Source organism: Pseudomonas sp. N-137, from assembly GCF_034555295.1.
Classification (GTDB): domain Bacteria; phylum Pseudomonadota; class Gammaproteobacteria; order Pseudomonadales; family Pseudomonadaceae; genus Aquipseudomonas; species Aquipseudomonas rhizophila.
Window position 1 is genome coordinate 162,288 of record NZ_JAXUDQ010000026.1, and the last position, 21,720, is coordinate 184,007.

Consider the following 21,720-nt stretch of genomic DNA (forward strand, 5'->3'; position numbering starts at 1 on the left):
CATCAACGGCCTCAATAGGAGTAGGTCAAGCGAGCGAACACGCCTTTGGCGCGTTCCTCGCCAAATACCCTGGCCCTGTACTGCAGGGAAAAATCCACATAGGAGCGCGGGGCGTTGTAGGCGTCTTCGCGGAACCAGTAGCGTACGTTGTTGCCCACGCCGATCCCGCCGGCGTTGCCTGACGAGAAGTCACCGTCGGCGCCGCTTTTCATCTTGGAATCGTAGTCGACCGCCGCCACGACATGGGGGAAGGTCACCCAGCGCGAGCCGGTACCGCCGATGGCATAGCTGCGTCCCACTTGCCATTCGCTGTTGAAATAATTGCGTTCGTCGTTGATGTATTGACCGACTTCGGCGTACAGCTGCGAAGTCCACCAACTGGGCGCATCGACCCGCAGGTCGGTGCCGATACTCGAACCGTAGCCCAGGCGCGCGAGCCAGTCGCCCTCGACGTTCGAGGAGCCTAGGGGAAAGGTGCGTTCAAAGGCGGCCATGATGTTGATGGAGCTGAAGGGTTTGATCCGTACCCCCAGCGCCCCTTGCAAGGCATCCGCACCGGTGTCCGAGTCGCTGTTCTTGCTCCACAGGGTGTCGGTGACGCGCCCGTAGAGTTCGACGAAACGCGCATTGCGATACCCCAGCGGCCGCCAGGACAGCTCAGTGCTGTTCTGCAGTTGATCATTGCTTTGGCTGCCGCTGTTGCTGGTGCCCGGAGCAGCGCTCAGGCCACTGGAACTGTTGCCGCGATAGCTGGTGGTGCTGGTCAAGCCCATGGTGCGTGAAATGTCGCCCACGGCACGACGGGTATCGAACAGCTGTTGTGCTGACATGGGCGACTCAGCGGTTGCCTGGGCATCGATGACGCGCTTGAAATACGCCACCGCTTCGTCGTCTTCATGAACGCGCATGGCGTTGTAAGCTGCATCCTGAGCCGCTGCCGGGGCGAGCCGGGTGCTGGCATCGGCCCTGCGGAACGCGGCGTGGGCCGCCTCGTCGTCACCGGCCCGGACTGAATCATAGGCCAGCTGCAAATCACTGACCGGTGCCTGTCCTTCGGTATTATCCGGCCGGGTGGCGCACGTCAGGCCGAAGGTACTTTCCTGGCACTCGAGAATCGGTGCGTCGCGATCCTCGGCCGTCAGCAGCGCGCTGTTGAGCAATTGTTGGTTGGCGGCGATTTCCGGAGCCCAAGCCACGGCTTGGCGAGCCTTGTCCACGGCCAGCACCGCATCGCCTTGCTGCAAGGCACGGTAGCCCTGGACCGCCAGCGGCGCCGCCAGTTGGCGACGAATCGCCGTTCGACGCATCAGGAGCGCGTCATCGTTGGCGAAGACCCTGAGCGCCTCGCCCACAGCCTGGTCGGCTTCGACCAGAAGATGCTGGCGCTGCAAGGCGTCGATCAGCAATAGCCGGTACTCCCGGCGACGGGGAGCCTGGGCAATCGCCTCGCGAGCCGATTGCGCAGCCAGACCGAACCGTTCGCGATCATAGGCCCTGTACCCTTGGGTGGCGGCCATGAAGCCCGGTGCCGCGGCCACGGCGGACGAAGCGGCGGTCCGGGGCTGGTCGCGCCGTTTCTTGTCACGTTCGGCCATGGCGATCAGGGTGTGCAGACGCGTCACGTCGGCACGCAGTCGCAGGGCCTCGCGCGCCTTGGCGATGGCCAGGTCGTAGTCCTTGCGCTCGTAGGCGCTGTAGGCTTGGTTGGCGGCGGTGTAGGCCGGGCCGGACAACGGCAATGGCAAGGTTTCGGCAGCAGCCACGGCCGGTATCAGGCTCAGCCCCGTGGCCAAGAGGGTCAGAAGGGCGCGGTTCATGCCGGAAGCTCCATGGGGTAGACGCTGTGCTGACGCGCCACCACCTGTTCGATAGTGGCCCGGGGCAGCACACCGCTGTCGACCAGGTAATCGCCGATCCGACCGTGGTGCTGCGGTCGATACTGCAACATGGCGCGGCTGAACTGATCGCGATCGAGCAGGCCCATTTCGATCAGCAAGTCACCCAGTAGCGGTGCACTGGCATTCGGTACGGCGTGGCCGTTGCGTTCCGGCAATTGGCGCAACAGCGCGAGAATTTCACTTTCCCTGGCAATCAGTTGCACCGGCTCGCTGCCCAGTTCGGCGGCGATCTGTTGCAGGCCTTCGTCGGACAGGGGGTTGGCAACGGCGATCTGTTCGCAGCCGTCAGCGTTGCGGCCCAGGGGAATGACCCGCCAGCGCAGGGCAAACTCGCCGGTCAGTGACGAGGTGGAGGCGGCGGCTTTTTGCGCCACGTCGAAGACCCGGGGCAGGTCATTCTGGAACGCGATGGCTTCGGCCAGGGTTTCGTCGTCCAGCCAGCCGTTGTTGAGCAAAATGCGCCCCAGGGGCATGTTGCGTGATTGTTGCTGGTCCAGGGCACTCTGCAGGTGGGTGTCGGTAATGGCCTGCCAGGACAGCAACACGCTGCCCAGGCGGCGGGGCGCGATGGCCACCAGGTCGGTGGAAGGGAAGTCGTGCATGGTCTTGTCCCAGACCAGTTTGCGATTCATCACCTTGCCCACCAGGAACATCCGCCAGGCTCTGGACGCGGCCATGAAGTTGACGAAGTTACCCACCAGCATGCGCGGGATCGACAGCAAGCCATGCTGCCAGCCGTACAGCACGGTGGTGAAATAACAACGGTGCAGGATCCGCCAGAGCAGGGCAATGCCGTTGGCCACCAGCAGGTATTTGATCAGGTCGTTGGTTTCAAAGGGCGTCGGGAAGGTGACGTCCCACCAGCCGCTGTTGCGCAGAATGATCAAGCCCAGCAGCTGCACCAGAATCACGTAGGCGATGATACTGACGAACGCCGTCACCACGCCCTTGCGGTCGCGAAACAGCAGGTAGCGGTTGGCCAACGAGCCGCTCCAGCCCATCTGTTCCCAGCCTTGCAGGCCGATGCCCAGAGTCCAGCGGGCCTTTTGTCGGAACGCCGTGCGGAAGGTGTCTGGGAAGAACTCGCGCACGCACAGTGGCATTGTCAGGGTCGATTCGTAGGGCTTGCGGAACCAGGATTTGCGCAGCACCCGAAACTGCACCGGGAAACGCACGAAGATGGCGTTCATGCCGACCTTGGCCAGTCGCGCGCCGACGTCGTAGTCCTCGGTGAGGCTGTCGGTGTTGAACGGCTGGTTTTCGGTTTCGCCGGCCAGTACCCGCAACGCGCGATGGGAGAAACAGGTGCCGACGCCGGCCGAGGGCACGGTGTCGGTCATGCTTTCACGCACCACCAGGTCCTTGCCGTGCCATTCGGCGAACTCGTCCATGTAGACGCCCGCCACCCATTCGTACCAGTTGCGCTCCAGCGACACCACGGGCAACTGGATCATGTCCTTGCGCGGCAGCAGGTAGTTGAACAGCCGCAATTCCAATGGATGCAGCACGTCTTCGCTGTCGTGCAACACCACCCCAGCGAAGGTCATGCCATGGGTTTTCTCGTGCAGGAAGATCGCCTGGATCACCCAGTTCAGACAGTCGGCCTTGCAGGTCGGTCCGGCATGGGGCACTTCCACGCGGTGCAGTTGCTTGTAGCGCCGGCGCATCCGCTCGACTTCGTCGATGGTGCGCTGGTCGTTGACATAGGTGCCGACGAAGACCACGTAGTTCTGGTAATCGAGCGTCGAAACCATGTTCTCGATCATCGGTGCGATGACGTCGTATTCCAGCCAGGCCGGCACCATGATCGCCAGGGGCTGTTCGTCCCGGGCCAGCAGTTGGTCGACGGTCAGCGACCGGTATTTGCGGTCCGCGGTGAGCTTGCGGTACAGGCGGCGAGACCAGTACCACAGGTCAATAATCAGGTCGTCCAGGCTGGAGATCAGGATCACCACCGCGACGACGATGGTCGCCGCTTCCAGGTAGTTGTAGTAGTGGGCCAGCCAATAGGGCCAATAAAGCGACGTCATCGAAGGGTACCGTTACTGGCGATTGCGACGGGCGCTACGGCCAGCCAGCAACAGGAGAAGGAACAACACAATGGCGCCAGGGATCAGCCAGAGCAGCGAGGGTTTACGCCAGGCATCCAGCCCTTTGGGTTCTTCACGGCCGAGCAACCGACTGCCGCTGGGGTCCTTGCTGTCGATGATCGTCACCGCGCCGCTGTCGCCGAGAATCGCCACATCGCCACGGGTCAGCACAATCGGCTGGGCGAAGTCGGGCGCTTGGCTGCCCAAGGTCCGATACACCAGGCCATGCTGTCCCGAGGCTTGCACCACTTGTAGCGAAGCCAGTTGGTTGAGAGGCTGCACATCCAGCAGCAAGTGATCTTCATGGTTGATGCGCAGACGTCCCTGTTCATCGACCAGGACCGATTCCTTGCTGTCCTCAAGCGGCAACTCGAACGCCAGGAAGGCTTTGTCCGGGCTGACCACGGCTTTGGGATCGGCGCTGACGTTCAACTGCGCGCGCAACGGTGAAACACCGGCGGCATCGGCCACCGAGATCACCCGGGCCAGACTGGCGGCCGGTTGGTCGAGGTATGCCTGGGGAACGAGGATCTGGGTCGCCACGGCGAAGCGCGCGGCCATGCCGGAGAAACCGTCGTCCAGGGCAATTTTTTCCAGCACGATATGGCTGCTCGGCAGCACCGCTACCGGGAAGGCCTGGGGTGTTTCCAGGCAGCGATCGCTGACAGGCTGGCGCTGGAACGAGACGCGCAATACGTTTTTTGAACCCAGGGCATAGCTGGGGATATGGGCCTGGATGCGTTGTGACTGACCATCGGTGGTCAACTGCTGGGCCCCGATCAGGAAATCGTTGAAAAACAGCGAGGCCACGGGCGGGGTGTGTGAAGCCCCCGGTGCTGCGGACAGGTCCACCACGGCTGTCACCGGCAAGCGACCGTCATACGCCACGCTGCCCAAGGGGAACGAAGTGCTCCAGTCGAATCGGGAGGCCACGTCATAGGTGCCAGGTGCGCCGCCCAGTCGCGACAGGGCCACGCGGCCATCCTTGCTCAAAGGCGTTTGCGCTTGGCTGACGTTCAACTGACGGCTGCGCGCCAGTTTGTTCCACGCTGAACCAAGCAGCGACAGGGCTTTGCCGGTGGCGTGCGGGGCGATCATCAGGACCGGGCGAGTACCCAGCAGCGCCAGGCGCACATCGTCTGGACCGGCGCCTGCTGTGGCTGCGTTGACGTGTTGTGCGCGCCATTGGGTCAATGCACTGGCCGCCGTTGGGTCGACGCTTTGGACCTGACTCTGCAACGCATCCAGGGACTGATTGATGGCCTGGAGCAATTGCGGGTCGTTGATGGCCAGATCGGCCTGTACATTCGGGGTTTGCCCCAGCATCAGCAGCGCGCCGATCTCAGCCGGGTTGGCCAGGCTGTGCTGACCCTTCGCGTTGAGGCTGGCGAAGGCCGGGAGGCTCAACAGTTCGGCCGGGATGCGCAGAGCGCTCAAATCCACACTGTCTTGTACGGCAGGGAACGGCAGGATGCGGCTGTGCTTGCCCATTCGCTCCAGGGCCACGCCCAATCGCCAGGCCGCGTCATAGCTGTCGGCGGACAACGAACCGGGTGCAACCAGGATCCCGGGTTGAGCAGGCAATGCCGTCCAGGCGGCACCGACATCCTGCAGTTGGCTGGCGTCGTAGCTGTAGTTCAGGCGTGTGTCGGGCTGGATGCGCAGCACGTTGCCGATGACTCGGTCGTCTTCGCACAACGGCCGGGAGACCACCGAAGACCAGGCAATGCCCAGCCGCACCAGGCCGTTGTCGCGCGCAGCCTTGTCGACGCCCAGTGTGGCGCTGGCACTGCCCTGAGGTTCGCTGAGTCCTTCGGCGCGCACCGGATAGCCATCGAGCGACAGCAGCAGGGTGTTGCGGCCCCCTTCGCCATTGAGATAGCTGGCGTCCAGTTGCAGGGTCGCCTCATTGAGGGCAACCCCGGCCGGCACGGGTAGATACAGTTCCCGTCGGGAATCGCTGGCGCCCAGCAGGATCGGCGCACTGATGCCCAGGTCGCTCAAGCGGACTTCGCGCTCCTGGCGGGTATCGGCGTTGAGCCGATGGATTGCCTGGGTAAGCGGGCTATCGGCAGCCAAGGCAAAGGTTGGCATGAGCGCAAGCAGGCTCAGGCCACAGGCAAGGGCGCTGAGCGCACCCGTAGAGATGGCAACGGAAGGCTTCATTCAGGTAAATCTCGATTCTGATAAGGGGGAGCAGCGATTAGGAGGCGAGCAACTGGCGTGGCGCGTACATCGGTGGGTGAGCCCAGCCTTGGGGCAATTGCGACTGGCCCACGAGAAATTCGTCCATCGGGCGCCCCATCAGGGTATCGACGATGCGCTGGCTGGCCTTGCCATCACCATAGGGGTTGGCTGCCTGAGACGCGCGGCGCCACAAGGCCTTGTCGTCGAACAGTGCGTCCACGCCGGCAATGATCGAGGCCGGGGAGGTGCCGACCAGACGCACCGTGCCCGCAGCTACGGCTTCGGGGCGTTCGGTGACGTCGCGCATCACCAGCACCGGTTTGCCCAGGGACGGCGCTTCTTCCTGCACACCACCGGAGTCGGTGAGGATGACGTGGGCGTGTTGCATCAGGCGCACGAACGCCAGGTAATCCAGGGGCTTGATCAGGTGCACGTTGAGCAGGTCACCCAGTTGTTCCGTCACCGGGCCCAGTACGCTGGGATTGAGGTGCACCGGGTAGACGATCTGGATGTCGGGACGCTGGGCCAAGTGACGCAAGGCCTTGCAGATGTCCAGGAAGCCTTCGCCAAAGTTCTCCCGGCGGTGGCCGGTGACCAGCAGCAGCTTGCGTCCGGTTTGCAGGAACGGGAACTGTTGGTCCAGTGTTTGTCGCAGTTGTGCATCCTGCTCGATGCGCCGGGCGGTCATCTGCAACGCATCGATGACGGTATTGCCGGTCACCAGGCAGCGGCCCTGCAGACGTTCGTCCAGCAGGTTATCGCGAGATTGTGCGGTGGGGGCAAACAGCAGGTCGGCGCTGAGGTCGATGCAACGACGGTTCATTTCTTCCGGCCATGGGCTGTAGATATCGCCGGTGCGCAGCCCGGCTTCCACATGGCCCACGGGAATGCGTCGATGAAAGGAGGCCATCGAAGCCACCATGGCCGAGGTGGTGTCGCCATGGACCAGCACCCGATCCGGCCGGGTCTGTTCCAGTACCGGGTCGATCGCGCCGTACAACGCAGCCGTCAGCGAGTTGAGCGTCTGGTGCGGCGTCATCACGTTGAGGGTGAAATGCGCCTTGAGATCGAACAGGTCCAGCACCTGCTCAAGCATGCTCTGATGCTGGCCGGTGACACAGATCAGCGACTCAATGCCCGGTTCGGCGGCGAGGGCCTTGACCAAAGGTGCCATCTTGATGGCTTCCGGACGGGTACCGAAGATCGAAAGAATCCTGATCCGTGACTGATGAGTAGCGATGACGCCCTTCCTCGCGCAGTTTGCTGCGCTGCACAGCCGTTCGCCCAAGCGCGATCATGCGTTTGAGTAAACAAGCAAGTTGAATTAAGTGGGATCCAATATCAGGCAGGCGCGTTACGCACGCGGAAAGTTGCGTAATGGCCTATTGCAGTTTGGAGCGGCGAAGTAATAACACCAAAGAACACGGGCGCAAAGTTTTATTTGAAAGGTATTTTGTTGTTTTGACTAAGAAGGGTTGAGGGGAGGTTGGAAAGTTGCGCTCTTATTCTGAAATAAAAATCGTGTAAGATTCTGAAATATAAGGTTTTTTCGTAATTTATTGAGTGCTGGAAAGGGCGGCTTGATCACGCCAAGTCTATTGAGGTCTTATTTTTGGCGCCGCTTTATATAAAGGTGCCTGGATGTTTGTCATTGAAATGACGCCTGTTTGTTGTCGAGGTTGGAAGTGTTATCGAGTTGGCGGGTTGCCGGTGAAGTGCAGAAGTTAAATAAGGTTCAATTTTATTATTGGATTTTCAGATCGGCGGAGTTGAACAGTTTTGTGCAGTGCTAGTTCATAAATAAAGTTGTCTGTTGATAAATAAAAAAACGCACTCGGGCACGGGGTCGAACAGGAAAAAGACCGGATAAGCCGGCCCACACGCTTATCCGATAATCGCACGCTTTGTGTGGGCCTCCCGCCAAGGTGATTGACCGAACTAACCGGTTGGTACATTTTAGGCGCAACACCTCTTGCTCAGCTTGACCAAGACCATAATAAAAAATTGAGGAACCCCCATGCGTACCCGTCTGCAAGCGCTCAGCCCCTATCCCTCGCTTCGTTGCTCCGGCCCCGGAACAACGCTCAGTCGCTGTGTCCTGACCCGATAGCTCCCCGCCCATCGTTGCGGTCCTATCGCGCCGGTTGCGAGATGCCGGTGCTTCGACAAGTCCGGGAGGTCTTCAAGATGACAAAGGTCGTCGATCTGTATTTCAAACTGCTCAAACTGCTGATTGTGCTGTGCATGGTCGCAATGATCGTGCTGGTGTTCGGCAATGTGGTGCTGCGTTATGCCTTCAACTCAGGCATCAGCGTCTCGGAGGAACTGTCGCGCTGGTTCTTCGTCTGGATGATTTTTCTCGGCGCCTTGGTGGCGCTCAAGGACCGTGCCCATCTGGGGCTCGACAGTCTGGTCAAACGCCTGCCTCCGGCCGGCAAGCGCCTCTGCCTGGTCATCGGGCACCTGATGATGTTGTACATCTGCTGGCTGATCTTCAGCGGCAGTTGGCAGCAGGCGGTCATCAACCTGGATGTGGTCGCGCCAGCCTCGGGTATGTCGATGGCAGTGTTCTACGCTGCCGGCCTGGTGTTCGGCGCCAGCGCCGCCGCCATCCTGGTCTATGAGCTCTACCTGGCGCTGTTCGGCAAGCTCAGGGATGACGAAATGGTCATGGTCAAGGACAACGACGCCGCCGAAGTGATCGCCCATAACCCCATCAAGAGTACCCGCCCATGACACTGGTTATTTTCCTAGGGTCATTGATAGGCAGCATGGCGCTGGGCATTCCCATTGCCTTTGCCTTGCTGGTGGTCAGTGTGGCGTTGATGTTTTATCTGGATCTGTTTGACGCACAAATCATCGCCCAGAACCTGCTTAACGGTGCCGACAGTTTTCCGTTGATGGCTGTGCCGTTCTTCATGCTGGCCGGCGAAGTGATGAACTCCGGCGGCCTGTCCAAACGCATCGTCAACATCGCCATGGCGCTGGTGGGACACAAACGTGGCGGCCTGGGTTACGTGGCGATCATCGCGTCCTGCCTGTTGGCATCGCTTTCGGGGTCGGCGGTGGCCGACGCGGCGGCGCTGGCGGCCTTGCTGGTGCCGATGATGGTGCTGGCGGGGCACAACCGGGCGCGTTCGGCCGGCTTGATTGCCGCCGGAGGCATCATTGCCCCGGTCATTCCGCCGAGCATTGGCTTCATTGTGTTTGGCGTGGCGTCCGGGGTATCGATTTCCAAGCTGTTTTTGGCCGGGATCGTGCCGGGTCTGATGCTCGGTGTCGCCCTGGCCATCGCCTGGTGGTTCATCTCCCGCAGCGAGCATGTGCAGACACCACCCAAGCGCTCGCGGGCCGAAGTGATGCGGGCCCTGGTCGAGGGCAGTTGGGCCATGGGCCTGCCGCTGATCATCATCCTGGGTCTCAAGTTCGGCATTTTCACCCCGACGGAAGCGGCGGTGGTGGCAGCGGTCTATTCGTTGTTTGTGTCCTTGGTCATCTACCGGGAAATGAAAGTCAGCCAGCTGTACGAAGTGATCCTGTCCTCGGCCAAGACCACCTCGGTGGTGATGCTCCTGGTGGCGGCGGCCATGGTGTCCTCGTGGCTGGTGACCATTGCCGACTTGCCGGGCCAGTTGGCGGCAGTGCTCGAACCGTTCATGGACAGTCCGACCTTGCTCCTGGTGGTGATCATGCTGTTGATCATCATGGTCGGTACGGTCATGGACATGACGCCCACCATCCTCATCCTCACCCCGGTGCTGATGCCAGCGGTGACCCAGGCGGGTATCGATCCGGTTTATTTCGGCGTGCTGTTTCTCATCAACACTGCCATCGGCCTGATTACGCCACCGGTGGGTACCGTGCTCAATGTGGTGAGCGGGGTTTCGAAACTCAATATCGAAGAAATCGTTCGTGGCGTGTGGCCGTTCCTGCTCGCGCAACTGGCGGTGCTGTTCCTTCTGGTCCTGTTTCCGCAACTGGTTCTGGGACCTTTGAAATTCTTCACCGGTTGACGCCGGTGCAAGCGGTAGTAGCTCGACTTCTAAAACAATAATGATCGGAGAGTGACATGGGACAACTGATGAAAACCTTGTTGGCCGGGGCATGTGCAACGGGGCTGCTGCTGGGCAGCGTGGTCAGCCACGCGGACGAGATCCGCGAGCGTACCCTGCGATTTGCGTTCCAGAACGTCAAGGAGCACCCCCAAGGGCAAGGCGCACAGAAGTTCGCCGACCTGCTGAGCGAGAAGAGCGGCGGCAAGCTCAAGGTCCGTCTGTTCCCCGGCGGAACCCTGGGTGGTGACGTGCAGACGGTCTCGGCCCTGCAGGGCGGTACGCTGGACATCACCGTGCTCAACTCCGGCATCCTGGCCGCCCAGGCAGCGGATTTCGCGATGCTCGATTTCCCCTTCCTGTTCAACAACGCCGAAGAAGCCCACGCGGTGATCGACGGGCCGGTCGGCCAGAAGCTGGCGGCGCAATTGGACAGCAAAGGGCTGGTTGGCCTGGGCTACTGGGACCTGGGTTTCCGCAACCTGACCAACAGCAAGCATCCAGTGGCCAAGCTTGAAGACATGCAGGGCTTGAAGATTCGCGTGATCCAGTCACCGATCTACCTGGAAACCTTTACCGCCCTGGGCGCTAACCCGGTGCCGATGGCGTTTCCCGAGGTCTACACTGGCCTTGAGCAGCACACCATCGACGGCCAGGAGAACCCCTTCACGGTGATTGAGGGCAACAAGTTCTTCGAGGTGCAGAAGTACCTGTCGGTGACCGGCCACATCTTCAATCCCCAGTCGCTGATCATCAGTCAGAAAACCTGGAGCCGTCTGAATGAGGATGAAAAAAACCTGATCCGCCAGGCCGCCGCCGAGGCGCAGAAGTACCAGCGGGAAGTCACCGCTGCGAGCATGGACAAGGCCAAAGCAACACTGGCCGGTGCGATGACCGTGAACGAGATCACTCCGGCCGAGAAAGATCGCTTTCGCGAGCGTGTGCAACCGGTGATCGACAAGTTCGCCAAGTCCCTGGATGCCAATCTGGTGAAGATGATGTACGACGAAATTGCCAAGGTACGCGCCGCGCAGTGAGCTGAGCGACACACAGGCTGATCAAAGGGCGCCGGGGCAATCCCGGCGCCTTTTTTTTCTTTGCGATTCAGGCTTTTCCCAGCCGTGATGCCGGTCCCCTGAGGGCTCGCGCACGGGCCATTTTCCCAGCCGGGGAACGCTTGAACGGCCGCAATGTCCCAGACTGGCTCATAAGCTTGTTAAGATACATGCGCACACATCTCGTTTTTACCATAGGAACAGCGGGGCTTATCAGACCATGCGCGCCTAAGCGCGCGGATAACAAAAGGAGGTTCTCGTGGGAAAAAACCCTGTAGACGATCTATCAGGACAACCCCAGTCAACCGGCACAGAGGGGATACCAGCCCCCAGCGGCAAAGCCAATCTCATCGACACCGACTACGTGATCGGGCAAGACAATATCCGAGGTCAATTCTCTTTCTCTCTGGATATCCACGGCAAAGTTTTCATCATCTCCGCGGCGACCATTCTGCTGTTCGTCATCGTGACACTTGCACTGCAGAATGAAGTCGAACCGCTTTTCAGCGCCATGCGCAGTTGGTTGACCAAGCATCTGGCCTGGTTCTTCATGAGCGTGGCCAACATCTTCGTAGTGCTGTGTCTGGCGCTGATCGTCTCGCCCTTGGGCAAGGTTCGATTGGGCGGTCAGGATGCCACGCCGGACCACACCTATGTGGGCTGGTTCTCCATGTTGTTCGCCGCCGGGATGGGCATCGGCCTGATGTTCTACGGTGTGGCAGAACCCATGTCCCATTACGCTGCCTCTATGGGGGGTGTCACACTCGACGCCAGCGGGGCACGTACCGACTGGGCGCCTTTGGGTGGTGCGGCGGGCGATGTGAAAGCCTCCGCCGACCTGGCCATGGCCGCGACCATTTTCCACTGGGGTCTGCACCCTTGGGCCATCTACGCCATCGTCGCGTTGTCCCTGGCCCTGTTCTCCTTCAACAAAGGCTTGCCGCTGTCGATACGCTCGATCTTCTACCCGCTGCTGGGTGAGCGCGTTTGGGGATGGCCGGGCCATATCATCGACATCCTGGCGGTATTCGCCACGCTGTTCGGGCTGGCGACGTCGCTGGGCATCGGTGCCGAGCAGGCCGCTGCGGGGATTGAACACCTGTTTGGCATTCAATCGACCAGCGTGAGCAAAGTCGTGCTGATCATCGGCATCACCCTGATTGCCCTGTGGTCGGTGCTCGCCGGGTTGGAGAAGGGCGTCAAGCTGCTCTCCGAAATCAACATGGGCCTGGCCCTGTTGTTGCTTGTGTTCATTATCGTGGTGGGACCAACCCTGGCGATCCTCACCGGCTTCTTCAAGAACCTGGTGACCTACGCCGAGTACCTGCCGGCGTTGTCCAACCCCTTCGGTCGCACAGACACTGAATTCACCCAAGGCTGGACGGCGTTCTACTGGGCCTGGTGGATCAGCTGGTCGCCGTTTGTGGGGATGTTCATTGCCCGCGTCAGTCGCGGCCGTACTGTTCGCGAGTTCCTGATCTCGGTGCTGCTGGTACCTTCGCTGGTGTCGGTATTGTGGATGACCACCTTTGGCGGGACAGCCATCGACCAGGCCACCCTCCAGGGGCTGAGTGGGGTCAAGGATGCGGTGTTGGAGCTCAAGCTGTTTGCCATGCTCGAAGGGCTTCCGCTCAAGGAGATCACGTCACTGCTCGGTATCGTGCTGGTGATCGTGTTTTTCATCACCTCTTCGGATTCCGGTTCGCTGGTCATCGACACCATCACCGCTGGCGGCAAGGTCGATGCGCCCGTTCCACAGCGGGTGTTCTGGGCCATCATCGAAGGTGTGATCGCTATTGCGCTGTTGTTGGGCGGCGGTTTGATCGCGTTGCAAGCCATGGCGGTTTCCACCGGCTTACCGTTTGCCATTGTCCTGCTGCTGGGCTGTATTTCCCTGGTCAAGGGGTTGATGTCGGAGCCGCGCACCTGACCTTTTAATCCCACAGCTGGCCGATGGGGACGGACGGGCTGTAGTGAGTGGCTATTTGCGCTTGCAACAGCTCGGCCGTCGCCAGGGCATCGGTCAAGGCATGATGGGCATGATAGGGCGGCAGGTGGTAGCGCAAGCGACTGTCCGCCAAGCGGATGGACTCGGGTGGACGGCGTAACAGGCGGTCCAGCCAACGCCGCTGACCGCGCACCTGCCGCGCTTCCAGTTGCATCGTGTCAATCACTGGAAATTGCAGGCCCTCCCCAAGGTGATTGCGTAACGCCTGATCCAGGAAGTTGCGTTCGATGGCCCGGTAATGCACCACCATGATCTTCCCTGCCATGGCTTCCAGCACTTTCTCCATGACGTCCGGCAATCGGGGAGCATGACGGATGTCGGAGTGCGTGATGTGGTGAAACGTCACCGACTCATGACTGAGCTGCGAGGGCTTGATCACCCAGTACAGGGCTTCACCGCAGCGTATGCGCCTGAGGGTGAACGGCAGCAGGCCGATGCTGACGATACTGTCGGTGCGCGCGTTCAGACCGGTGGTTTCAAGGTCCATGGCCAGCAGTTCCACCTGCTCCAGTGCAGTCCCGGCATCGATGACACCCTGTTGGTAGAAGCGTTGCAGCAGCGGGTGCCGAGCTTGCTGTTCCAGACGTTTGAAACGTGCCGCCCAATCCAGCGTTTCTTGCCCCTTCGGATTGTTCATCGGGATGGCCGAGCGTGACCGGGGTAGCGGAATCGCAGGAATTTCTGCGCATTGCTCAATACCTGAAACGCTTCCTTGAGGTTGTGCCGCTCGGTGGTGGAAAAGCGCTCCGGCTCGATGTAGTTATCCGGTTTCTGGCCCTGTTCGATGGCGTCGACCTGGTGTCGGATACGCACCATCGACAGGAATTCCAAGGCATAGCGCAGATGCTCAATGGCCTGCGGTTGCACGAGCTGTGTGGTGCTGATGGCTTCGAGACGATCAAAGGAATTCTGTGCCGTGGTCCCGCAGGCCAGGGCGTGGATACGGATCAGATCGGTCAATGGCGCCGTGCCACGGCCCTTGAGGTTGATGATCTGTTTTTGCTTGCCGTCGGTTTCCATTACGAAGGTGCGAAAGAAGCCCAGGGGGGGCGTGCGGTTCAAGGCATTCCGGGCCATCGCCGCCAGGAAGGCGGGGGTCACCCTGGATTTTTCAGCGCAGAGCACCTTGAGTTCGTTGACCATTTCCAGTTGCCCATAGACCCCGTCCAGGTCAAAGAAGATGCAACTGTTGAGCAGGGTGGCGGCATTGGGCTTCTCGATCCACTGGCTGAAATACTCGCGCCATACTCGCAACGGCTGCCGCCATTGCGCGTTGGTGGCCATGATGCCGCCCTTGCAGTAGCTGTAGCCGCACTCTGCCAGGCCGTCGCTGACGAAGGTGGCCAGGCTTTTGAAGTATTCGTCGTGCAGGGCCGGGTCGAAACGATCATCCAGCACCAGGGCGTTGTCCTGGTCGGTCACCAGCAGCTGCTCGTCCCGCGCCATCGATCCCAGCACCATGAAGCAGTACGGAACCGGCGGCGGCCCCAGTTCCCGCTCGGCCAATTCGAGCAACCGCTGGGTGAAGGCGCGGCCAATGCCCGAGATGGCGCTGCCGATCATGTGAGCCGTCGCACCGTCGCGCACCATGCGAATGTAGGTGCCGCGCAGATCCCGCAACAACGAGCGCAAGCCCTCGACAGAGCTCTGGTTGGAGATGCTGTTGACCAGGTACAGGCTGCTCTGGGACTCGTGCCGGATGATGTCCGACAGGTTGATCAACCCCAGCGTGCGTCCCTTGTGCACCACCGGTAGGTGGTGGATGTTGCTGCGAAGCATGCACAACATGGCTTCGAACAACGAGTCATCGGCCTGGATGACCACCGGATCGGTCGACATCACTTCACCGATGCAGGTATCGCCGCTGCGGTTGGCGGCCACTACCCGGGTGCGCAGGTCGCGGTCGGTGACGATGCCGAGCATTTTTTCCGGGTGATGCCCGGCAGGTTCCAGGACGACGACGCAGGAAACGCTTTCCTGGGACATCAACCGTGCCGCTTCATGAACGCTGGTGTGCGGGGTGACCCAGACCAGGTCCCGGGAAATCAGCGCGCGGGATTTCAATTGGATCAGTTCGCTGGCGCGGCCCTGGGCCTCGACGGCGGATTTGAGCCTGGAGTGTCCTTCGGCCTCGACAAAGTCGGCGAAGCTGTCATGTTGCTCGCACAGCTGGGCAAACACATCCGCCGGGATGAAATAGATCAGGCTGTCTTCAAGGGCCCGCGCCGGAAAACGCACTTTGTTGCTGCGCAGCAGGCTGGCCTGACCAAAGATGTCGCCTTCCACCAGCCGGTTGTACAACTGGCCGTTGCGCCGGTAGATCTCGACTGCGCCACTGCGCACATAATGCAGGTCGTGGACGATGGAGCCTGCCTCGAGAATATCGCTGCCGGCCTTGAAGTAGCTGACTTCGACGCGCTGCGCTATGGCCTCCAGGGTTTGCTGGGGCAGGGCATCGAAAGGGGGAAAACGATGCAGGTGCTCGCTGATTTCCAGTAACTCGATCTGCATGGAACCTCGTGGCTGATCAATTGAGAGACCAACATGCCAGTTCCAGGGGCCGCACACAAACCCTGGGTGAGTGAGTCGTGTGCGGCGCAGGCGTTGTCACTGTTGCTGGGGCACCGCCAGCCACTGGCCGATGACCTTCTGGTAGCTGCCATTTGCTTTGCTCAGGTGCAGCCACTGGTCGACGTACATTTTCCAGGTGATGTCGTCCCGTGGCAGCAGGTAGGCCTTCTCGCCATACTGCAAGTAGCGGCTGGGGTTGACGGCGCAAAGACCGGGCTTGAGTTTCTGCTGATAGAGCGCTTCCGAGGCATCGGTGATCATCACGTCGGCCCGCTTGTCCAGCAGCTCCTGGAAGATGGTCACGTTGTCGTGGAACTTGAGTTGCCCTTTGGGCAGGAACGCCCGGACGAAAGCTTCGTTGGTGCCGCCGGCCGGTTCCACCAGGCGCACCGAAGGCTGGTTGAGCTGTTCAATGGTCTGGTAGCGCGCCTGGTCCTCGCAACGCACCAGTGGGATTTTGCCATCCACATCCAGGGTGGTGCTGAAGTTGGCTTTTTTCTGACGCTCCAGGGTCACGGAAATCCCGCCCATGCCGATATCGCATTTACCGGCGACCATGTCCGGCATCAGGGTTTTCCAGTTGGTCTGCACCCATTGAACCTTGACCCCTAGGCTGGCGGCCAGCGAACGGGCCATGTCAATGTCGATCCCCTCGTATTCACCTGTTTCGGCTTTGTAGGTGTAAGGCTTGTAGTCGCCCGTCGTACACACTTTCAGCTCGCCGCGTTGCAGGACCTGATCAAGGTGCGAAGGGGCTGGCTCGGCAAGGGCGCTGCCGCAGAACGCCAGCAGGCCACAGAACGTCATTGTGTTTGTTATGTTTTTCATAGGGACTGCACGTCTCGCAAGGGAGGGGACAAGACGGGCAGTGTAGTGAAAAGGTTGGCGGGCTGTCATTGGCGCCTCAAACTTCGCAGGTGTGCTGCCTTCGCCTCTGTCATCATGGGCGATGGCAGACTTGGGTCAGGGGAGAAACACGTTTCGGATGGACGCATCAGTCGTCAGAATTACGCTTATGTTGATGGTCCCAGGGATCCTGTCGGTCTTTGGGGTTGCGTTCGTCTGCGCCTGGTTTATCGACAAAAAACGCGACTATCTGCTGCTCCTGGCTGGTGGCTGTGGCCTGTTTGCGTGTGGTGCCACGTCGCAGCTTTTCGGCTGGCCTCCTGGGGTCGGGCCCAATGCCATTGTGTCCGGCGCGCTGTATACCTCGGCGGTCCTGGCAGTGGCCGAAGGCGTTTTGCTGCGCTCGCAAAAACGCCTCGGCTGGCGGCTGGACGTGGCCGTGGTATGCGTCATTTCCCTGGCACTGGCCTGGTTCTTTTATATCGACCGCAACCTGCTTGCGCGCATCTACATCCAGAACTTCGGCTATGGTGCGATTTTGCTTGTGGCGGCGGTCAAGCTCAGATCGCTGTTACGCGGGCGACTCGTTGACAAGGCGCTGTTCTGGGTGTTGCTGGTCTTCGCGTTGCATTTCTTTCCGCGGACCCTGCTGACTGTCGGGCTGTCGGTGCCGCTGGACCGGGTCGCTTTCGCCAACTCGGTGTTCTGGCAGGCGCTCCAGTTGTCCCTGGCGGTGCTCGGTATCGGACTTGCCTTTGTGATTCTCGCCGCGGCCATTGCTGACGTGATCGATGACCTGCGTCGCGAACGCGACTTTGACCCGTTGACCGGTGTCTTGAACCGGCGCGGCTTCGAAGAACGGGTGTCGATGCTGCTGATGAAGAGCCCGCGCGGCACGACAGCGCTGGCACTGTGCGATATCGACAACTTCAAGAACATCAACGATAGCCATGGCCATGACGTGGGCGATAACGTCTTGCGCGAAGTTGGCCAACTGCTGCGCACTTCGGCGCGCAAACGGGACATCGTCGGGCGCCTCGGTGGTGAAGAATTTGCTGTGCTCCTGCCGGATACCGATGCCCGGGAAGCTTACGAATGTGCCGAGCGCTTGCGGGCGGCTATCGAGAACGGTACGCCTGTCACGCGCGATACGGTCGGGCCGGTCACCGCGAGTTTCGGTGTCGGCAGTCTAGGCCCCAGGGAAACCTGGCAGGATCTTTACAAGCGCGTAGATACCTTGCTTTACCAGGCGAAGCGAACCGGGCGCAATCGCACGGTGGCCGATGAAGTTCCGGGTCGGATCGAAAGGCCCACCGAGGTTCAGTCATAAGCCGCGAGCGCGAGCCGGGGTTGCTAGCGTGAAATGATCCCGTGATCGATGGCGTATTTCACCAGGGCCGCGGGCTTGTCGATGTTGAGCTTGCGGCGGATGCTCAGGCGATGGGTTTCGACGGTGCGCACGCTGATGTCCAGTTCCCGGGCCATTTCCTTGTTGTTCAGCCCCTGGACCATTTTGTACAACACCTGACTCTCGCGCGGCGTCAGCTCGTTGTCGGTGGTTGGGTCGGTGGCCAGCCGTTGGGCAATCTCGGCACTGTAGAAGGTGCCACCGCTGATGATGGCTTCAATGGCCGCGATGATTTCCCGCGAAGGGGCATTCTTGAGCACGTAGCCACTGGCGCCGCAGCGCACGGACTCACTCACATACTCATAATTGTCGTACATGCTCAGGATGAGGATCTTGAGGTTGGGGTATTGCTTGCCCAGCAGGCGGGTCAGTTCAAGTCCGTTCATGTCCTTGAGGCTGATGTCCATCAGCAACAGGTCCGGTTGGCAGCGCCCGACCATCTCGATGGCCTGTGCACCATTCTCGGCTTCGCCCACCACGTCCAGTTGGGGCATGACGGAGAACAGGGCCCTGATGCCATCGCGGACCAGGGAATGATCATCGACCAGCGCGACGCGGATCACAGAGGGCAGGTTCATCGGCAGGTGCTCTTGTCAGGTTGGGCGCGCATCAGCTTTGTGTCGCCATCATGTTCATGGGCAGCAGGATATCCAGCTCGCTTCGTCCCGGCACCGAGGTCATTTCCAGCCGTCCGCCGAAATGCTCGACCCGCTCACGGATATTGCGCAGGCCGATGCCGGCGTGGCCACGTTCGACCTGCGGTACGTTGAAACCCATCCCGTCGTCCACCACCGTCAGGCGCAAGGACTGGCCGGACCCGAACAGGGTGATGCCGACACTTTTCGCCCCGGCGTGACGCTCGATATTGGTCAAGGCTTCCTGAGCAATGCGAAACAGCGAAACCGGTGCTCCATTTTCCAGGCGGCAATCGAATTCGTTGCTTTTGTACGACACTTCAAGCCCGCTGCGTTGCTGGAATTCGGCCGCGAGCTGGCCGATGGCGGCGGACAGGCCCAGGGTGTCGAGCAGGGAGGAGCGCAAGTCGTGGGAGATGTTGCGGATCTCGCCAATGGCTTCCCCCAGCCGGTCTGTCGCGTTCTTCAGGATGCCCAGGCCGTTTTCCTGCCCCTTTTCGAGGACGTGACTGGCCAGTTCAAACTGGAATTTTATCGACACCAGTAATTGGCTGATGCCGTCGTGCAGCTCGCGTGAAACTCGCGCGCGTTCCTCTTCCTGCAAGCTGACGATGCGCTGGTTCAGTCGTTGCAGCTTTTTGTCGGCCAAGCGATGTTCGCTGACGTTGAGGGTCATGCCGCCGGCAAACACCAGCAGGACCGCCACCAGCGCAATGGCGGCGATGGCCTGCATGGTGGTGTGGATGCCCTGGGCCACTTCAGCGCGGGCTTGCTGGGTGGCGCGCTCGACATCCTCCAGGTAAATCCCGGTCCCGAGCATCCAACCCCAGCGATCCAGCATCACCACATAGGCCAGCTTGTCGGTCACCTGGCCGGAGGAGGGCTTGTTCCAGGCGTAGCGCTGGAAACCTTCGCCGGATTCAGCGCTCTTGAGCAATGCCTGGATCACCGGCAGCCCCTGGGGATCTTTCATGTCCCAGAGGTATTGGCCCACCAGTTCGGACTGCCGGGCATGCATCAGGCTGCGCCCTTGGCGGTCGTAGACGAAGAAATAGCCATTGATGCCAAAACTGAGCTTGCGCAGCTCCTCCAGCACCTGCTGCTGCGCGCGTGCGTCGCCCTGGCCGTTGTTATACAGCGGGGCGATCAGGCTTTGCGCCATTTCGACGTAGTTTTTCAGCTCTGCTCGCTTGCTGGCCAGGATGCTGTCTTCGATCAGTTGCGCCTGTTGATCACCCAACTGGCGATTAAGCGAGATCACCAAGGCGCAGATGACGGCAATCGCCAGGACCAGGGGCAGAATTCCCAAGGCGACGATTTTGTGTTTGAGCAGCATGTGTACTCCTGTCCGGACTCAACGGGGGGAGGCGAATGGTCGGCATCATAACGCTGTGGGAGCAAAGCTTGCTCGCGATCGCGACGGATCAGCCTGGACTGTTGCCAACAGACCCAGCGTTATCGCGAGCAAGCTTTGCTCCCACAGTCGTTAGCCTGCATTGGCTTTGCATAGGCTCACACAGAGGGATCCCACGAGAATCTACGTAGAACTACGTAGATGGCCCGTACGTAGTACTGCGGATTTATTTATTGACGGCTTCCACGGATATTGGGCCGGCTCCGAATAGTCGGGGCACACTATAAAAACAATCGCCGCAATCCACTGGATATCGGCAGGAGACACGCAATGACAACCCGTCTGGTTAAACACCTTGCCTGGTTTGCCGTGGCTGTTCTGGGAGCTTGTGCGTTGAGTGTCGTGGCCTTGCGCCGCGGCGAGCCGATCAACGCCCTCTGGATCGTCGTCGCAGCCGTGGCCATCTACCTGGTCGCCTACCGCTACTACAGCCTGTTCATCGCCAATAACGTGATGCAACTCGATGCGCGCCGGGCCACCCCCGCCGTGCTCAACAACGATGGCCTGGACTATGTCCCGACCAACAAACACATCCTGTTCGGCCACCATTTCGCGGCCATTGCCGGTGCGGGGCCGCTGGTCGGGCCGGTACTGGCGGCGCAGATGGGCTACCTGCCCGGTACGCTCTGGCTGATCGCCGGGGTGGTGCTGGCCGGTGCCGTGCAGGACTTCATGGTCCTGTTCCTGTCCACTCGTCGCAACGGTCGCTCCCTGGGCGACATGGTCCGCGAAGAGATGGGCCGCGTTCCCGGCACCATCGCGCTGTTCGGCTGCTTCCTGATCATGATCATCATCCTCGCGGTGCTGGCGCTGATCGTGGTCAAGGCCCTGGCCGAGAGCCCGTGGGGGATCTTCACGGTGATGGCGACCATCCCGATCGCGATGTTCATGGGCATCTACATGCGCTACATCCGCCCGGGCCGCATCGGTGAAATCTCCCTCATCGGCGTGCTGTTGCTGCTGGGTTCGATCTGGCTCGGCGGGCAAGTGGCCGCAGACCCGGTCTGGGCCGAGGCCTTCACCTTCACCGGTGTGCAAATCACCTGGATGCTGATCGGCTACGGTTTTGTTGCCGCGGTGTTGCCGATCTGGCTGATTCTGGCGCCGCGCGACTACCTGTCCACCTTCTTGAAGATCGGCACCATCGTCGCCCTGGCGATCGGCATCCTGGTCACCATGCCCGAGCTGAAAATGCCGGCACTGACCCAGTTCACCGACGGCACGGGCCCGGTGTGGAAGGGCGGATTGTTCCCGTTCCTGTTCATCACCATCGCCTGTGGCGCGGTCTCGGGTTTCCACGCGCTGATCTCTTCGGGCACCACGCCGAAGATGCTCGATAACGAAGTCAACGCCCGCTACATCGGTTACGGCGGCATGCTGATGGAGTCGTTCGTGGCCATCATGGCAATGGTCGCCGCTTCGGTGATCGAGCCGGGTGTGTACTTCGCCATGAACAGCCCGGCGGCGATCGTCGGCGGCGATGTGGTGAGCGTGGCGCAGACTGTCAGCAGCTGGGGCTTTGCAATCACCCCCGAAGCGCTGCAGGCGGTGGCCAA

At 60.7% G+C, this 21,720-nt stretch carries 15 protein-coding genes; 6 read left to right on the forward strand and 9 right to left on the reverse strand.

Annotated elements, in window-relative coordinates:
* Nucleotides 1-11 precede the first annotated feature (11 nt).
* From T3A99_RS18265 to wecB, 4 genes are read right to left on the reverse strand one after another with little or no spacing between them, the layout of a single operon-like run.
* Nucleotides 12-1,817, reverse strand: coding sequence for an NfrA family protein (locus T3A99_RS18265; protein ID WP_173407023.1), 1,806 nt, complete (start codon nt 1,815-1,817; stop codon nt 12-14).
* Entirely contained in the window at nt 1,814-3,928 is a 2,115-nt protein-coding gene (locus tag T3A99_RS18270; protein ID WP_139050423.1) for a glycosyl transferase family protein, read from the reverse strand. The genes T3A99_RS18265 and T3A99_RS18270 overlap by 4 nt, the downstream gene beginning before the upstream one ends.
* Before the next feature lie 12 nt (nt 3,929-3,940).
* Nucleotides 3,941-6,154 carry a hypothetical protein gene (locus T3A99_RS18275; protein ID WP_322834652.1) on the reverse strand — a complete coding sequence of 738 codons (2,214 nt, stop codon included), beginning with the start codon at nt 6,152-6,154 and terminating at the stop codon, nt 3,941-3,943.
* Nucleotides 6,155-6,191: 37 nt separating this feature from the next.
* Nucleotides 6,192-7,349, reverse strand: a complete 1,158-nt coding sequence (gene wecB / locus T3A99_RS18280; protein ID WP_047229892.1) for a non-hydrolyzing UDP-N-acetylglucosamine 2-epimerase — start codon at nt 7,347-7,349, stop codon at nt 6,192-6,194.
* A 1,013-nt stretch (nt 7,350-8,362) separates the two neighbouring features.
* On the opposite strand from wecB, the gene T3A99_RS18285 reads away from it, so the two are divergent.
* The 4 genes from T3A99_RS18285 to T3A99_RS18300 all read left to right on the forward strand — a co-directional run bounded on the left by T3A99_RS18285 (nt 8,363) and on the right by T3A99_RS18300 (nt 13,212).
* Nucleotides 8,363-8,911 carry a TRAP transporter small permease gene (locus T3A99_RS18285; protein ID WP_076385109.1) on the forward strand — a complete coding sequence of 183 codons (549 nt, stop codon included), beginning with the start codon at nt 8,363-8,365 and terminating at the stop codon, nt 8,909-8,911.
* A complete protein-coding gene (locus T3A99_RS18290) occupies nt 8,908-10,188 on the forward strand; it encodes a TRAP transporter large permease subunit (protein WP_047229890.1) in 1,281 nt (426 codons plus the stop codon). Before T3A99_RS18285 ends, T3A99_RS18290 begins: the two co-directional genes overlap by 4 nt.
* A 56-nt stretch (nt 10,189-10,244) precedes the next feature.
* Complete coding sequence (locus T3A99_RS18295; RefSeq protein WP_047229889.1) at nt 10,245-11,264, forward strand: TRAP transporter substrate-binding protein; 1,020 nt, start codon at nt 10,245-10,247, stop codon at nt 11,262-11,264.
* A gap of 277 nt (nt 11,265-11,541) precedes the next feature.
* A complete protein-coding gene (locus tag T3A99_RS18300; RefSeq protein ID WP_139050422.1) occupies nt 11,542-13,212 on the forward strand; it encodes a BCCT family transporter in 1,671 nt (556 codons plus the stop codon).
* Between the two features lie 4 nt (nt 13,213-13,216).
* Here T3A99_RS18300 and T3A99_RS18305 read toward each other — a convergent pair whose 3' ends face one another.
* The 3 genes from T3A99_RS18305 to T3A99_RS18315 all read right to left on the reverse strand — a co-directional run bounded on the left by T3A99_RS18305 (nt 13,217) and on the right by T3A99_RS18315 (nt 16,689).
* Complete coding sequence (locus tag T3A99_RS18305) at nt 13,217-13,927, reverse strand: 3'-5' exonuclease (protein ID WP_076385105.1); 711 nt, start codon at nt 13,925-13,927, stop codon at nt 13,217-13,219.
* Nucleotides 13,924-15,801, reverse strand: coding sequence for a DUF294 nucleotidyltransferase-like domain-containing protein (locus T3A99_RS18310; protein ID WP_107321723.1), 1,878 nt, complete (start codon nt 15,799-15,801; stop codon nt 13,924-13,926). Before T3A99_RS18310 ends, T3A99_RS18305 begins: the two co-directional genes overlap by 4 nt.
* Before the next feature lie 96 nt (nt 15,802-15,897).
* Complete coding sequence (locus T3A99_RS18315; RefSeq protein ID WP_322834653.1) at nt 15,898-16,689, reverse strand: transporter substrate-binding domain-containing protein; 792 nt, start codon at nt 16,687-16,689, stop codon at nt 15,898-15,900.
* 187 nt (nt 16,690-16,876) lie between these two features.
* Between T3A99_RS18315 and T3A99_RS18320 the strand changes: the two genes are divergently transcribed.
* Nucleotides 16,877-18,037 (forward strand): GGDEF domain-containing protein, encoded by a 1,161-nt coding sequence (locus T3A99_RS18320; protein WP_197685212.1) that lies wholly within the window; start codon nt 16,877-16,879, stop codon nt 18,035-18,037.
* Nucleotides 18,038-18,060: 23 nt separating this feature from the next.
* Here T3A99_RS18320 and T3A99_RS18325 read toward each other — a convergent pair whose 3' ends face one another.
* The gene (locus T3A99_RS18325; RefSeq protein ID WP_322834654.1) at nt 18,061-18,693 is read right to left on the reverse strand and encodes a response regulator transcription factor; all 633 of its coding nucleotides are present in this window, start codon (nt 18,691-18,693) and stop codon (nt 18,061-18,063) included.
* 31 nt (nt 18,694-18,724) lie between these two features.
* Nucleotides 18,725-20,086: a cache domain-containing protein gene (locus T3A99_RS18330; protein ID WP_092398613.1), complete on the reverse strand. Its 1,362-nt coding sequence runs from the start codon at nt 20,084-20,086 to the stop codon at nt 18,725-18,727.
* 348 nt (nt 20,087-20,434) lie between these two features.
* Here T3A99_RS18330 and T3A99_RS18335 point away from each other — a divergent pair.
* Nucleotides 20,435-21,720: carbon starvation CstA family protein (locus T3A99_RS18335; protein ID WP_322834655.1), on the forward strand; the 1,286-nt coding region annotated here is incomplete at its 3' end.